This window comes from Streptomyces sp. NPDC002232 (genome assembly GCF_042890295.1).
Lineage (GTDB): Bacteria > Actinomycetota > Actinomycetes > Streptomycetales > Streptomycetaceae > Streptomyces.
In genome coordinates, this window is the sequence record NZ_JBIARV010000007.1 from 321,864 (window position 1) to 336,435 (window position 14,572).

The 14,572-nt window shown below is 70.6% G+C and carries 12 protein-coding genes; 10 read left to right on the forward strand and 2 right to left on the reverse strand.

Annotation, left to right across the window (positions count from 1 at the left end):
- The first annotated feature begins 139 nt into the window (after nucleotides 1–139).
- From secD to ACFYXU_RS33205, 5 genes are all read left to right on the forward strand, one after another.
- Nucleotides 140–1,900, forward strand: a complete 1,761-nt coding sequence (secD, locus tag ACFYXU_RS33185) for a protein translocase subunit SecD (RefSeq protein WP_376512033.1) — start codon at nucleotides 140–142, stop codon at nucleotides 1,898–1,900.
- 1 nt (nucleotide 1,901) lies between these two features.
- Nucleotides 1,902–2,969 carry a protein translocase subunit SecF gene (gene secF, locus ACFYXU_RS33190; protein ID WP_361393797.1) on the forward strand — a complete coding sequence of 356 codons (1,068 nt, stop codon included), beginning with the start codon at nucleotides 1,902–1,904 and terminating at the stop codon, nucleotides 2,967–2,969.
- The gene (locus tag ACFYXU_RS33195; RefSeq protein WP_376512035.1) at nucleotides 2,966–3,517 is read left to right on the forward strand and encodes an adenine phosphoribosyltransferase; all 552 of its coding nucleotides are present in this window, start codon (nucleotides 2,966–2,968) and stop codon (nucleotides 3,515–3,517) included. The genes secF and ACFYXU_RS33195 overlap by 4 nt, the downstream gene beginning before the upstream one ends.
- 221 nt (nucleotides 3,518–3,738) lie before the next feature.
- A complete protein-coding gene (locus ACFYXU_RS33200; RefSeq protein WP_389461334.1) occupies nucleotides 3,739–4,158 on the forward strand; it encodes a hypothetical protein in 420 nt (139 codons plus the stop codon).
- Between the two features lie 303 nt (nucleotides 4,159–4,461).
- Nucleotides 4,462–6,924: a RelA/SpoT family protein gene (locus ACFYXU_RS33205; protein WP_389461336.1), complete on the forward strand. Its 2,463-nt coding sequence runs from the start codon at nucleotides 4,462–4,464 to the stop codon at nucleotides 6,922–6,924.
- Nucleotides 6,925–7,052: 128 nt separating this feature from the next.
- Here ACFYXU_RS33205 and ACFYXU_RS33210 read toward each other — a convergent pair whose 3' ends face one another.
- Entirely contained in the window at nucleotides 7,053–8,282 is a 1,230-nt protein-coding gene (locus ACFYXU_RS33210; RefSeq protein ID WP_376516091.1) for a DUF349 domain-containing protein, read from the reverse strand.
- A 200-nt stretch (nucleotides 8,283–8,482) separates the two neighbouring features.
- Complete coding sequence (locus ACFYXU_RS33215) at nucleotides 8,483–9,289, reverse strand: peptidylprolyl isomerase (RefSeq protein WP_389408703.1); 807 nt, start codon at nucleotides 9,287–9,289, stop codon at nucleotides 8,483–8,485.
- Between the two features lie 164 nt (nucleotides 9,290–9,453).
- Here ACFYXU_RS33215 and ACFYXU_RS33220 point away from each other — a divergent pair, with 164 nt between their 5' ends.
- From ACFYXU_RS33220 to rpsD, 5 genes are all read left to right on the forward strand, one after another.
- Nucleotides 9,454–10,161 (forward strand): MBL fold metallo-hydrolase, encoded by a 708-nt coding sequence (locus ACFYXU_RS33220; RefSeq protein WP_329850786.1) that lies wholly within the window; start codon nucleotides 9,454–9,456, stop codon nucleotides 10,159–10,161.
- A gap of 8 nt (nucleotides 10,162–10,169) precedes the next feature.
- Nucleotides 10,170–11,432: a histidine--tRNA ligase gene (gene hisS, locus ACFYXU_RS33225; RefSeq protein ID WP_389461339.1), complete on the forward strand. Its 1,263-nt coding sequence runs from the start codon at nucleotides 10,170–10,172 to the stop codon at nucleotides 11,430–11,432.
- Nucleotides 11,433–11,564: 132 nt separating this feature from the next.
- Nucleotides 11,565–12,191: a vitamin K epoxide reductase family protein gene (locus ACFYXU_RS33230; RefSeq protein WP_376516082.1), complete on the forward strand. Its 627-nt coding sequence runs from the start codon at nucleotides 11,565–11,567 to the stop codon at nucleotides 12,189–12,191.
- 42 nt (nucleotides 12,192–12,233) lie between these two features.
- Nucleotides 12,234–13,586, forward strand: coding sequence for a replication-associated recombination protein A (locus ACFYXU_RS33235; RefSeq protein ID WP_329850930.1), 1,353 nt, complete (start codon nucleotides 12,234–12,236; stop codon nucleotides 13,584–13,586).
- 350 nt (nucleotides 13,587–13,936) lie between these two features.
- A complete protein-coding gene (gene rpsD, locus ACFYXU_RS33240; RefSeq protein WP_015032311.1) occupies nucleotides 13,937–14,551 on the forward strand; it encodes a 30S ribosomal protein S4 in 615 nt (204 codons plus the stop codon).
- The last annotated feature ends 21 nt before the right edge of the window (nucleotides 14,552–14,572 follow it).

A 14,572-nucleotide genomic window follows, 5' to 3' on the forward strand; every position in this document is an offset into this window, starting at 1 on the left:
GCCGGGTGCCCCGCGCACGCCCACAGGCGTGCGCGGTCCCCGGAACGGTTCCACGTCTGCGGGGGCAGGTCCCCACACACACTTCGTGGCCGTCCCGCGCATACCCGGCGCGGGACGGTTGGACAGGGAGATACGACAGGTGGCAGCACCGAAGAAGGGCCGAGGGGCGGCGGGGGGACAGAGCCGTCCGGGCCGCGCCCTGGCAATCATCCTGATCGCCATGGTCGCACTCACCGGCGGGATGTTCTGGTCGGGGCACACCACCCCGCGCCTCGGCATCGACCTCGCCGGCGGTACGTCGATCACGCTCAAGGCGAAGGCCGAGCCCGGCCAGGAGTCGGCGGTCAACGAGACCAACATGAACACGGCGGTCGGCATCATCGAGCGCCGTGTCAACGGTCTGGGTGTCTCCGAGGCCGAGGTTCAGACGCAGGGCGCCGAGAACATCATCGTCAACATCCCTCGCGGGACGAACGAGAAGCAGGCCCGCGAGCAGGTCGGCACCACCGCCCAGCTGTACTTCCGGCCCGTGCTCACCGTCGCGGCCGCCGCGCCCCAGCCGACGCCGAGCGCCGGCTCCACGGGCTCGCCGAAGCCGTCCGCCTCGGCCTCCTCCGGCACGACGGCGGGTGAGAAGTCGGCCACGCCGACGGCCACCGGCTCCCCGCAGGGCCGTGCGCTCACCGAGGCCCTCAAGGCCCCGAGCCCCACCCCCACCGCCTCCTCCTCCGCGAAGCCGAAGGCCACCGGGACCCCTCCGGCGCCCCAGACGCCCGACGCCGCCACGGCGGCGCTGGAGAAGAAGTTCACCACGCTGAACTGCCTCGACCCGAAGCAGCGCACCGCCGCCGGCCAGGGCGTCAAGGCCAGCGAGCCCACCGTGGCCTGTGGCAAGAACGCGGCCGGCCAGTGGGAGAAGTACCTCCTGGGTCCGGCCGAGGTCGAGGGCAAGGACGTCGACAACGCCAAGGCCGGCCTGGACCAGCGGACCGGCCAGTGGATCGTGGACATGGAGTTCACGGACGGCGGCTCGAAGAAGTTCCAGGCGATCACCAGCAAGCTGTCGCAGCAGACCGAGCCGCAGAACCAGTTCGCGATCGTGCTGGACGGCGAGGTCGTCTCCGCGCCCCGCGTGCAGACCACGCTGAGCGCCAACGCCCAGATCTCCGGCAGCTTCAACCAGCAGTCCGCCCAGGACCTTGGGAACATCCTGTCCTACGGCGCCCTGCCGCTGTCCTTCCAGACCCAGAGCGTCGACACCGTCACCGCCGCGCTCGGTGGTGACCAGCTGGAGGCCGGCATCATCGCCGGTGCCATCGGCCTCGGTCTCGTCATCATCTACCTGGTCCTGTACTACCGGGGCCTGTCGCTGATCGCGATCCTCAGCCTCGGCGTCTCCGCGCTGCTGACCTACGTGCTCATGGCCCTGCTCGGCCCGGCCATCGGCTTCGCGCTGAACCTGCCGGCCGTCTGCGGCGCCATCGTCGCCATCGGCATCACCGCGGACTCGTTCATCGTGTACTTCGAACGCATCCGCGACGAGCTCCGCGAGGGCCGCACGCTCCGCCCGGCCGTCGAGCGCGCCTGGCCGCGCGCCCGCCGCACGATCATGGTCTCCGACTTCGTGTCGTTCCTGGCCGCGGCCGTGCTCTTCATCGTCACCGTCGGCAAGGTCCAGGGCTTCGCGTTCACGCTCGGCCTGACCACCCTGCTCGACATCGTCGTGGTGTTCCTCTTCACCAAGCCGGTCATGACGCTGCTCGCCCGCACCAAGTTCTTCGGCAACGGCCACGCCTGGTCCGGTCTGGACCCGAAGCGGCTCGGCGCCAAGCCGCCGCTGCGCCGCACCCGCCGTGCCAATGCCTCTGCCGCTGGCCCTGTCGACCCGAAGGAGGCGTGAGATGTCGAAGCTCGGCGATCTCGGCGCCCGGCTCCACCGCGGTGAGGTCGGTTACGACTTCATCGGCAACCGCAAGATCTGGTATGGCCTGTCCATCCTGATCACCATCACCGCCATCGTCGCCCTGGCCGTCCGCGGCCTCAACATGGGCATCGAGTTCCAGGGCGGCGCCGTCTTCACCACCCCGAAGTCGGACGTGTCCGTCAGCCAGGCGCAGGAGTACGCGGAAGAGGCCTCCGGCCACGACGCGATCGTCCAGCAGCTGGGCAACGGCTCCCTGCGCATCCAGGTCGGCGGCCTCGACACCGCCAAGTCCGACCAGGTCCGCGCGGAGCTGGCCAAGGACCTGAGCGTCCCCGAGGACAAGATCGCGGCCGAGCTCGTCGGCCCCAGCTGGGGTGAGCAGATCGCCACCAAGGCCTGGACCGGCCTGGGGGTCTTCATGATCCTCGTGGTGATCTACCTGGCCATCGCCTTCGAGTGGAGAATGGCGGTCGCGGCACTCGTCGCCCTGATCCACGACCTCACGATCACGGTGGGCATCTACTCGCTGGTCGGCTTCGAGGTCACCGTGGGTACGGTGATCGGTCTGCTGACGATCCTCGGTTACTCGCTGTACGACACCGTCGTCGTCTTCGACTCGCTCAAGGAGCAGACGAAGGACATCACGAAGCAGACCCGCTTCACCTACAGCGAGCTGGCCAACCGCTCGATCAACGGCACCCTGGTCCGTTCGATCAACACCACCGTGGTCGCGCTGCTGCCGGTCGCCGGCCTGCTCTTCATCGGTGGCGGCGTCCTCGGCGCCGGCATGCTCAACGACATCTCGCTGTCGCTGTTCGTCGGTCTCGCCGCCGGCGCGTACTCCTCGATCTTCATCGCCACCCCGCTGGTGGCCGATCTCAAGGAGCGCGAGCCGTCGATCAAGGCGCTCAAGAAGCGCATCCTGGCCAAGCGCGCGAGCGCCGCGGCCAAGGGCGAGTCGCCGGACGACGTGGACGACCTCGCCGAGGCCGCCGTCGTCGGTCCCCGGGCGAGCCGTCGCGGCGCCCAGGAGCGCCGAGGATGACCGCCGAGGCCCAGGACGTCACCGAGCTCCTGCTCAGCCGCATCCGTGACGTACCCGACTATCCGAAGCCGGGCGTGCTGTTCAAGGACATCACGCCGCTGCTCGCGGACCCGGAGGCGTTCACGGCGCTGACCGACGTCCTCGCCGGGCTGTGCTCCGCGCACGGCGCGACGAAGGTCGTCGGCCTGGAGGCGCGCGGCTTCATCCTGGCCGCCCCGGTGGCCGTCCGCGCGGGCCTGGGCTTCATCCCGGTCCGCAAGGCCGGCAAGCTCCCCGGGGCCACGCTCCGCCAGGCGTACGAGCTGGAGTACGGCACCGCCGAGATCGAGGTGCATGCCGAGGACCTGGCCGCGGGCGACCGCGTCATGGTCATCGACGACGTCCTCGCCACCGGCGGCACGGCCGAGGCCTCGATCGAGCTCATCCGCCGCGCGGGAGCCGAGGTCGCGGGCGTCGCCGTCCTCATGGAGCTCGGCTTCCTCCCGGGCCGCGCCCGCCTGGAACCGGCCCTGTCCGGCGCTCCGCTCACGGCGCTGATCACGGTCTGACCTCACGCGTCGCCAGAGAAGGGGCGCCCCGGGGAATCCCCGGGGCGCCCCTTCTGCGTGTCTGCCTCCGCCGAGGCTCGCACACGGAAGGGCTGTCTGAATGTGCCCCGCATTGCTCAGGAGACCCTCAAATCACTTGAGTACCAGGGTAGTTACTTGCTGTCATGAGCGGGACCGCCCCTCTGGGAGGGGCAAAACGTGGGGAACATCGGAGGATCTCTATGTCCGTCTTGCGCAACTTAGCGACCGGCGTCACCGCGCTCGTCTCCGTCGTGGGCATGTCCTCGTTGGCCGGACCGGCCCAGGCCGCACCGGCGACTGAGGTGAGTGCCGCTCCCGCCACTGCCCGGGCCGGCTGCTCGGCCTCGTGGAAGTCCGCTGTCGGCCTCCCCACACGGTGGACGACGATCAGGGACAACACCTGCTCGGTCTTCGGATATCCGGCGTACAAGGCCGTGTACGAGTGGAGGGCGGAGCGGGGCAGGCCCTGTGTCCAGGTGCTCGGCTTCGTGAACGGCCGGGACAAGTGGGTCAACGCGGGGTGCGGCCGATCCGGTGTGATCCGGAACGTGCCCTGGGGGAATGTCGCGGCCAACAAGACGATCAAGATCAAGGGTGCCTCGCTCGTCAAGTGGCGGTGACCGTGGCGGCGCGGTCTCCGGCCGGGACGGGGGGATCCACCGTGACCGGTGAGGTGTCGCCGTTAGGCCCGTGACGAGGGTTTTCACCCCAGAAGGGGCGCCCCGGGGAATCCCCGGGGCGCCCCTTCGCGTTCTCAGGGAGAGCACCCCGGCCGCCCCCCGATGCCCGTCCGGTGCGCGTCCGAAACACGGGCGCGTGGGCGCGGGCACAGTTGGCTCGATACGATGGGCTTTCCGGGCCTGACCGGGGGACCCGGAACCTCCCCCAGACTCCGTCCGGGGGGACCCGCAGAGGAGCGCTTCTTGCCAGACGAGGCCCAGCCACTCTCCGCCGCGCAGCCTGACCCGAAGGCCGAGAAGGCCGCGCCGGGTACCGGCACGCCCCAGAACAAGGCAGCGGAGACCAGGCCCGAGCCCGCTGCGCCCGCCCCCGCGCCCGCCGCCCCCGAGCGGCCCGCGCCCGCGCGCTCCGGCGGTTCGTCGAACCGCGTCCGCGCCCGCCTCGCCCGGCTCGGCGTCCAGCGCTCCTCCCCGTACAACCCGGTCCTCGAACCGCTGCTGCGGATCGTCCGCTCCAACGACCCCAAGATCGAGACGGCGACGCTGCGCCAGGTCGAGCGGGCCTACCAGGTAGCCGAGCGCTGGCACCGCGGCCAGAAGCGCAAGAGCGGCGACCCGTACATCACGCACCCGCTCGCCGTGACGACCATCCTCGCCGAGCTCGGCATGGACCCGGCGACCCTGATGGCCGGGCTGCTCCACGACACCGTCGAGGACACCGAGTACGGCCTGGAGGACCTGCGCCGTGACTTCGGCGACCAGGTCACCCTGCTCGTCGACGGCGTCACCAAGCTCGACAAGGTCAGGTTCGGCGAGGCCGCCCAGGCCGAGACCGTCCGCAAGATGGTCGTCGCCATGGCCAAGGACCCGCGCGTCCTGGTCATCAAGCTCGCCGACCGCCTGCACAACATGCGCACCATGCGCTACCTCAAGCGGGAGAAGCAGGAGAAGAAGGCCCGCGAGACCCTCGAGATCTACGCGCCCCTGGCCCACCGCCTGGGCATGAACACCATCAAGTGGGAGCTGGAGGACCTCGCCTTCGCGATCCTCTACCCCAAGATGTACGACGAGATCGTCCGGCTCGTCGCCGAGCGCGCCCCCAAGCGGGACGAGTACCTCGCCATAGTGACCGACGAGGTCCAGACCGACCTGCGCGCCGCACGCATCAAGGCGACCGTCACCGGCCGCCCCAAGCACTACTACAGCGTCTACCAGAAGATGATCGTCCGCGGCCGTGACTTCGCGGAGATCTACGACCTGGTCGGCATCCGCGTCCTCGTGGACACCGTCCGCGACTGCTACGCGGCCCTCGGCACCGTCCACGCGCGATGGAACCCGGTCCCCGGCCGGTTCAAGGACTACATCGCGATGCCGAAGTTCAACATGTACCAGTCGCTGCACACGACGGTCATCGGACCCAACGGCAAGCCCGTCGAGCTCCAGATCCGGACCTTCGACATGCACCGGCGCGCCGAGTACGGCATCGCCGCGCACTGGAAGTACAAGCAGGAGGCCGTCGCCGGCGCCTCCAAGGTCCGCGCCGACGTGCCGAAGAAGACCGGCAAGGACGACCACCTCAACGACATGGCGTGGCTGCGCCAGCTCCTGGACTGGCAGAAGGAGACCGAGGACCCCAGCGAGTTCCTGGAGTCCCTGCGCTTCGACCTCTCCCGCAACGAGGTCTTCGTCTTCACCCCGAAGGGCGACGTCATCGCGCTGCCCGCCGGCGCCACCCCCGTCGACTTCTCGTACGCCGTCCACACCGAGGTCGGCCACCGCACGATAGGAGCACGGGTCAACGGGCGGCTCGTGCCGCTCGAATCGACCCTCGACAACGGCGACCTGGTCGAGGTCTTCACCTCCAAGGCCGCCGGCGCCGGGCCCTCCCGCGACTGGCTGGGCTTCGTCAAGTCCCCGCGCGCCCGGAACAAGATCCGTGCCTGGTTCTCCAAGGAGCGCCGCGACGAGGCCATCGAGCAGGGCAAGGACGCCATCGCGCGGGCCATGCGCAAGCAGAACCTGCCGATCCAGCGGATCCTCACCGGCGACTCCCTCGTCACCCTCGCCCACGAGATGCGCTACAGCGACATCTCCTCGCTGTACGCGGCGATCGGCGAGGGCCACGTCACCGCCCAGTCCATCGTGCAGAAGCTGGTCCAGGCGCTCGGCGGCGAGGAGGCCGCCACCGACGACATCGACGAGACGGCCCCGCCGACCCGCGGCCGCTCCAAGCGGCGCTCCAGCGCCGACCCGGGTGTCGTCGTCAAGGGCGTCGACGACGTCTGGGTGAAGCTGGCGCGCTGCTGCACGCCCGTGCCCGGCGACCCGATCATCGGGTTCGTCACGCGCGGCAGCGGCGTGTCGGTCCACCGCAGCGACTGCGTCAACGTGGACTCGCTGTCCCGGGAGCCGGAGCGGATTCTGGAGGTCGAGTGGGCCCCGACCCAGTCCTCGGTCTTCCTGGTCGCCATCCAGGTCGAGGCGCTGGACCGCTCGCGGCTCCTCTCGGACGTCACCCGGGTCCTCTCGGACCAGCACGTCAACATCCTGTCGGCGGCCGTCCAGACCTCCCGCGACCGGGTGGCGACCTCGCGGTTCACCTTCGAGATGGGCGACCCGAAGCACCTGGGGCACGTCCTGAAGGCCGTGCGGGGCGTGGAGGGCGTGTACGACGTCTACCGCGTGACGTCGGCCCGCAGGCCGTAGCGGCACCGCGTGACCTCCGCCCGCAGGCCGTAGCGGCAGCGTCACCTCGGCCCGCAAGCCGTGGCGGCACGTACGAGGAAGGCCCCCGGCGCGATGCCGGGGGCCTTCCTCGTACGCGGGAACGGGTCTCAGCCGCCGAACTCCTCCAGGCCCTTCATGGCCTGGTCGAGCAGGGCCTGGCGGCCCTCCAGCTCGCGGGCGAGCTTGTCGGCCTTGGCGTCGTTGCCGGCGGCGCGGGCCGCGTCGATCTGCTTGCGCAGCTTCTCGACGGCGTCCTGGAGCTGACCGGTCAGACCCGCGGCACGCGCACGCGCCTCCGGGTTCGTCCGGCGCCACTCGGCCTCCTCGGCCTCCTGGATCGCCCGCTCCACCGCGTGCATCCGGCCCTCGACCTTGGGACGGGCGTCACGCGGGACGTGGCCGATGGCCTCCCAGCGCTCGTTGAGGGAGCGGAAGGCCGCGCGCGCCGCCTTCAGGTCCGTCACCGGCACCAGCTTCTCGGCCTCGGTCGCGAGCTCCTCCTTCAGCTTGAGGTTCTCGGTCTGCTCCGCGTCCCGCTCGGCGAAGACCTCGCCGCGCGCCGCGAAGAAGACGTCCTGCGCGCCGCGGAAGCGGTTCCACAGGTCGTCCTCGTGCTCGCGCTGGGCGCGGCCGGCCGCCTTCCAGTCCGCCATCAGCTCGCGGTAGCGGGCCGCGGTGTTGCCCCAGTCGGTGGAGTTCGACAGCGACTCCGCCTCGGTGACCAGACGCTCCTTCGCCTTGCGGGCGTCCTCGCGCTGGGCGTCCAGGGACGCGAAGTGCGCCTTGCGGCGCTTCGAGAACGCGGAGCGGGCGTGCGAGAAGCGGTGCCACAGCTCGTCGTCGGACTTACGGTCGAGCCGGGGGAGGCCCTTCCAGGTGTCCACGAGCGCCCGCAGCCGCTCGCCCGCGGAGCGCCACTGCTCGCTCTGGGCCAGCTCCTCGGCCTCGGTGACGAGCTTCTCCTTGGCGGCGCGCGCCTCGTCGGTCTGCTTGGCCTTCTGGGCCTTGCGCTCCTCGCGACGCGAGTCGACCGACTCGACGAGCTTGTCCAGCCGGGTCCCGAGCGCGGCGAGGTCACCGACGGCGTGGTGCTCGTCGATCTGCTGCCGGATGTGCTCGATCGCCGCGGTGGCGTCCTTCGCCGAGAGGTCGGTGGTCCTCACCCGCTTCTCGAGGAGGCCGATCTCGACCACCAAGCCCTCGTACTTGCGCTCGAAGTAGGCCAGGGCCTCCTCGGGGGTGCCGGCCTGCCACGATCCGACGACCTTCTCGCCCTCGGCCGTCCGCACGTACACGGTGCCCGTCTCGTCGACGCGGCCCCACGGGTCGCTGCTCACAGCGCCTCCTCACCATGATGCCGTCGCGGGGTGGTACCCCCCGGGCATCGTCCACAGTTTCCCGGCGGGCCTCGCCCGCCATCCGCAGCGCGGCCGACGGCCCACGCTGCACAACGCCAATCTAGGCGAACCGCGGCCCGGCTGTCCGCACTCAGCGCGACCGAGATTCGGCGGTCACGCGTGCGTGCGGACGCGCGGGCTCACTTCTTCGCGACGGTCGCCTTCTCGACGGTGACGGCCTTCTTCGGGGCACCGTCCGCGGCGCCGCCCTCGACGCCCGCCTTCGCCACCTCCTGGACCGCCTTGAGGCCGGCCGCGTCGATCTTCCCGAAGGGGGTGTAGGTCGGCGGCAGCTTGGTGTCCTTGTAGACGAGGAAGAACTGCGAGCCGCCCGTGCCGGGCTGTCCCGTGTTGGCCATGGCGACGGTGCCGGCCGGGAAGGTCACCGTGCCCTCCGCGCCCGCCTTGCCGAGGGCGGTCAGGTTCTCGTCGGGGATCGTGTAGCCGGGGCCGCCGGTGCCGTCGCCCTTGGGGTCGCCGCACTGGAGCACGAAGATGCCCTGGGTCGTGAGGCGGTGGCACTTGGTCCCGTCGAAGTACTTCTTGTCGGCGAGGTGCTTGAAGGAGTTCACCGTGTGCGGCGTCTTCGCCGCGTCCATGGTGATCGTGATCTCGCCCTCGTTCGTGGTGAGCGCCATCGCGTACGTGGCCTTCTGGTCCACGGTCAGCTTCGGCTCGGGGCCCTTGGACTCGCTCTGCGTGGGCGCCGGAGTGGTCGGCGTGCCCGTCGGGTCGCCCGCCGCGTCGGACGACGACCCCTTCGAGGAGCTGTCCGTCAGCGCCACGGAGCCGTACACGGCGGCGCCGGCCGCCAGCACCACGGCGAGCGCGGAGGCGATGACGGTGTTGCGGCGCTTCGCCTTGCGCCGGGATTCCTCCCGACGCTGCTGCTGCCGCACGTACTTCTCCCTGGCAAGCTGCCGCCGCCGCTGATCGCTGGTGACCACCGGGTCCGCTCCTTGTCGCTCGTCTGTTCCTGTCCTGGCCGGGTGTGCCCGTACCGTATACGGGTTGGCTGTGGAACCGGCACCGCCGGTAGGCTCTGATCTGCCGCATTCCGTGTTTTCCGCGAGTTCCGCGCCAGAGGGCCGGACGACATCTAAGGACGAACGTGCTGATTGCCGGGTTCCCCGCCGGGGCCTGGGGGACCAACTGCTATCTGGTCGCCCCCGCCGCAGGCGAGGAGTGCGTGATCATCGACCCGGGCCACCAGGCCGCCCAGGGTGTCGAGGAGACGCTGAAGAAGCATCGGCTCAAGCCCGTCGCCGTCGTCCTCACCCATGGACACATCGACCACGTCGCCTCCGTCGTTCCGGTGTGCGGCGCCCATGACGTCCCCGCGTGGATCCACCCGTCCGACCGCTTCATGATGAGCGACCCGGAGAAGGCCCTCGGCCGCTCCATCGGGATGCCCCTCATGGGCGAGCTGACCGTGGGAGAGCCCGACGACGTGCGCGAGCTCGCCGACGGCGCCGAGCTGAAGCTCGCCGGTCTCGACTTCTCTGTCGCCCACGCGCCCGGTCATACCAAGGGGTCGGTGACCTTCCGGATGCCCGAGACCACGGAGATCCCCTCCGTGTTCTTCTCGGGGGACCTGTTGTTCGCCGGCTCCATCGGACGCACCGACCTTCCCGGTGGTGACATGGACGAGATGCTCGCGTCGCTGGCCCGCGTGTGCCTGCCGCTGGACAACTCGACCGTGGTGCTGTCGGGGCACGGTCCCCAGACGACCATCGGCCAGGAGCGCGCCACGAACCCCTATCTGCGGGACGTGGCGGCCGGCCTCGGGAGCACGGACGCTCCCCGACGAGGAATGTGACGACTCACGTGAGCACCTTCAAGGCCCCCAAGGGCACCTACGACCTGATCCCGCCCTACTCCGCCAAGTACCTCGCGGTCCGGGACGCGATCTCCGGCCCCCTGCGGAAGTCCGGCTACGGCTACGTCGAGACGCCCGGCTTCGAGGACGTGAACCTCTTCGCCCGCGGCGTCGGCGAGTCCACCGACATCGTCAGCAAGGAGATGTACGCCTTCGAGACCAAGGGCGGCGACAAGCTCGCCCTGCGTCCCGAGGGCACCGCCTCCGTGCTGCGCGCCGCCCTGGAGGCCAACCTCCACAAGCAGGGCAACCTGCCGGTCAAGCTCTGGTACTCCGGCTCCTACTACCGCTACGAGCGCCCGCAGAAGGGCCGGTACAGGCACTTCTCCCAGGTCGGCGCCGAGGCCATCGGCGCCGAGGACCCGGCCCTCGACGCCGAGCTGATCATCCTGGCCGACGAGGCCTACCGCTCGCTCGGCCTGCGGAACTTCCGGATCCTGCTGAACTCGCTCGGCGACCAGGAGTGCCGCCCCGTCTACCGGGAGGCCCTCCAGACCTTCCTGCGGGGCCTCGACCTCGACGAGGACACCCTGCGCCGCGCCGAGATCAACCCGCTGCGCGTCCTCGACGACAAGCGCGAGGCCGTGCAGAAGCAGCTGACCGACGCGCCGCTCCTGCGCGACTACCTGTGCGACGCGTGCAAGGCGTACCACGAGGAGGTGCGCGCCCTGATCACCGCGGCGGGCGTCGTCTTCGAGGACGACCCCAAGCTGGTCCGCGGCCTCGACTACTACACCCGCACCACCTTCGAGTTCGTCCACGGCGGCCTCGGCTCGCAGTCGGCGGTCGGCGGCGGCGGCCGCTACGACGGCCTCTCCGAGATGATCGGCGGCCCCGCGCTGCCGTCGGTGGGCTGGGCGCTCGGCGTGGACCGCACGGTCCTCGCCCTGGAGGCGGAGGGCGTCGAGCTCGACATCCCCGCCGCCACCAGTGTCTTCGCCGTCGCCATCGGCGAGGAGGCCCGCCGCCTCCTCTTCGGCAAGGTCACCGAGCTGCGCCGGGCCGGGATCGCCGCCGACTTCTCCTTCGGCGGCAAGGGCCTCAAGGGCGCCATGAAGGACGCCAACCGCTCGGGCGCCCGCCTCGCCGTCGTCGCCGGTGAGCGCGACCTCGCCGAGGGCGTCGTCCAGCTCAAGGACATGGAGTCCGGCGAGCAGCAGGCCGTCACCCTGGACGCCCTGGTGGACGCCGTGCGCGCCAAGCTGGCCTGACCGGCTGTGGGGAGGGGCCCGGACCGCACCCCGGTCCGGGCCCTTCCTTATCTCCCGCGAACGGCCGGACGACAGGTCCGTGTTGCAGAATGACCCTGCCCACAAGGCGGGTCGAGCGAGGGAAAAGGTGACATGGCGAAGGCAGCGGTGGACGAGGCCGGCTCCGGCCGGGACGGCGGCGGCACGATCGGGGCGAGCCGGGCCTTCTCCTGGCTCCTCGTGATCACCGGAGCGGCCGGACTGCTGGCCGCCTGGGTCATCACCATCGACAAGTTCAAGCTCCTGGAGGACCCCACCTTCACCCCCGGGTGCAGCCTCAACCCGATCGTCTCCTGCGGCAACATCATGAAGAGCGAGCAGGCCTCGGTCTTCGGCTTCCCGAATCCGATGCTCGGCCTGGTCACCTACGCCATGGTGATCGCGATCGGCGTGGGCCTGCTCGCCGGAGCCCGCCACCGCCGCTGGTACTGGCTCGGCCTCAACGCCGGCACCCTCTTCGGCGTCGGCTTCTGCACCTGGCTGATGTACCAGTCGCTGTACGAGATCAACTCGCTCTGCCTCTGGTGCTGCCTCGCCTGGGCCGCCACCATCGTCATGTTCTGGTACGTGACCTCGCACAACGTGCGCCTCGGCGTCATCCCGGCCCCCGGCGGGCTGAAGACCTTCTTCGACGAGTTCACCTGGATCCTCCCGGTCCTGCACATCGGGATCATCGGCATGCTGATCCTCACCCGCTGGTGGGACTTCTGGACCAGCTGACGGAGGCCGGACTGTCGGTGCGGTGACCTAGGCTTCATGACTGTGGAGCCCGACCTCTTTACCGCAGCAGCCGAAGACCGCCAGGAGAAGGACCCGTCCAGCAGCCCGCTGGCCGTCCGGATGCGTCCCCGCACCCTCGACGAGGTGGTGGGGCAGCAGCACCTGCTCAAGCCCGGCTCGCCGCTGCGCCGGCTCGTGGGGGACGGGGACGGCGGCCCCGCCGGCGCCTCCTCGGTGATCCTCTGGGGCCCGCCGGGGATCGGCAAGACGACCCTGGCGTACGTCGTCTCGAAGGCCACGAACAAGCGCTTCGTCGAGCTGTCCGCGATCACCGCGGGCGTCAAGGAGGTCCGGGCCGTCATCGACGGCGCCCGGCGCGCGGTCGGCGGCTACGGCAAGGAGACCGTCCTCTTCCTCGACGAGATCCACCGCTTCTCCAAGGCCCAGCAGGACTCCCTCCTGCCCGCCGTCGAGAACCGCTGGGTGACGCTGATCGCCGCCACCACCGAGAACCCCTACTTCTCCGTGATCTCCCCGCTCCTCTCCCGCTCGCTGCTCCTCACCCTGGAGCCGCTGACCGACGAGGACCTCAAGGGCCTGATGGCCCGGGCCCTCACCGGCGAGCGGGGACTGGGCGGGGCGGTGACCCTGCCCGAGGACGCCGAGGCGCACCTCCTGCGCGTCGCCGGGGGCGACGCCCGGCGGGCCCTGACCGCCCTGGAGGCGGCGGCCGGCGCGGCGATCGCCAAGGGCGAGCCGGAGATCACCCTCCAGACCGTCGAGGAGACCGTCGACCGCGCGGCCGTGAAGTACGACCGGGACGGCGACCAGCACTACGACGTGGCCAGCGCGCTCATCAAATCGATCCGCGGCTCGGACGTGGACGCGGCCCTGCACTACCTGGCGCGGATGATCGAGGCGGGGGAGGACCCGCGCTTCATCGCCCGCCGCCTGATGATCTCCGCGAGCGAGGACATCGGCCTCGCCGACCCCCAGGCGCTGCCGATCGCCGTCGCCGCCGCCCAGGCCGTCGCCATGATCGGCTTCCCCGAGGCGGCCCTCACGCTGAGCCACGCGACCATCGCCCTGGCCCTGGCTCCGAAGTCGAACGCGGCGACGACCGCGATCGGCGCGGCCCTCGCCGACGTCCGGGGCGGCCTCGCGGGCGCGGTCCCGCCGCATCTGCGCGACGGCCACTACAAGGGCGCGGCCAAGCTCGGCCACGCCCAGGGGTACGTCTACCCCCACGACGTCCCGGGCGGCATCGCGGCCCAGCAGTACGCCCCGGACACGATCCACGGCCGCCAGTACTACGAGCCCACGCGGTACGGGGCCGAGGCGCGGTACGCGGACGTGGTCGAGCGCGTCCGGGCCCGCCTGAAGGGCGCCGAGTAGACCGGGGCGTGCGAGCGGGCCCCGCGGACCCGGTACACTGGTCCGGATTGCTGCGTCCCGTGTCCGGCCCCGGTCGGCACACCAGAACGGGACAGTCAGCCGGAGACCCGGCCCCCGGGCGGGGTTTCCAGGAGCGTCGCGCACCTTCGAAGGTGTCGCGGGCCACCCATCACCCCCTGGATTCCCGGGAGCGGCGATGGGTCGTTCGCGTGCTGCACGTATGTGCCCAGACCTGGGAGCGGCTGCCCGGCAGGTCCGTCCCGTACGGACCCGGCGGGTTTCCCGGCTGCGGATGCGACCTCCCCTAACCCTGGTGAAGCCGTTTTCAGATCAATGAGAGAGGTTGGTTCATGCCGAACCAGTCCCGTCCCAAGGTCAAGAAGTCGCGTGCCCTCGGCATCGCGCTGACCCCCAAGGCCGTCAAGTACTTCGAGGCCCGCCCCTACCCGCCGGGCGAGCACGGCCGTGGCCGCAAGCAGAACTCGGACTACAAGGTCCGTCTGCTCGAGAAGCAGCGTCTGCGCGCCCAGTACGACATCAGCGAGCGCCAGATGGCGCGCGCCTACGACCGCGCCAAGAAGGCCGAGGGCAAGACGGGCGAGGCGCTGGTCGTCGAGCTCGAGCGTCGCCTCGACGCCCTGGTCCTGCGTTCGGGCATCGCCCGCACCATCTACCAGGCCCGCCAGATGGTCGTGCACGGTCACATCCAGGTCAACGGTGGCAAGGTCGACAAGCCGTCGTTCCGCGTCCGTCCCGACGACGTCGTGATGGTCCGCGAGCGCAGCCGCACCAAGCCGCTGTTCGAGATGGCCCGCGAGGGTGGCTTCGCCGCCGACGGCGAGACCCCGCGCTACCTGCAGGTCAACCTGAAGGCCCTGGCCTTCCGCCTCGACCGCGACCCGAACCGCAAGGAAATCCCGGTCATCTGCGACGAGCAGCTGGTCGTCGAGTACTACGCCCGCTGATCTCGGCACGGCAGTAGTACC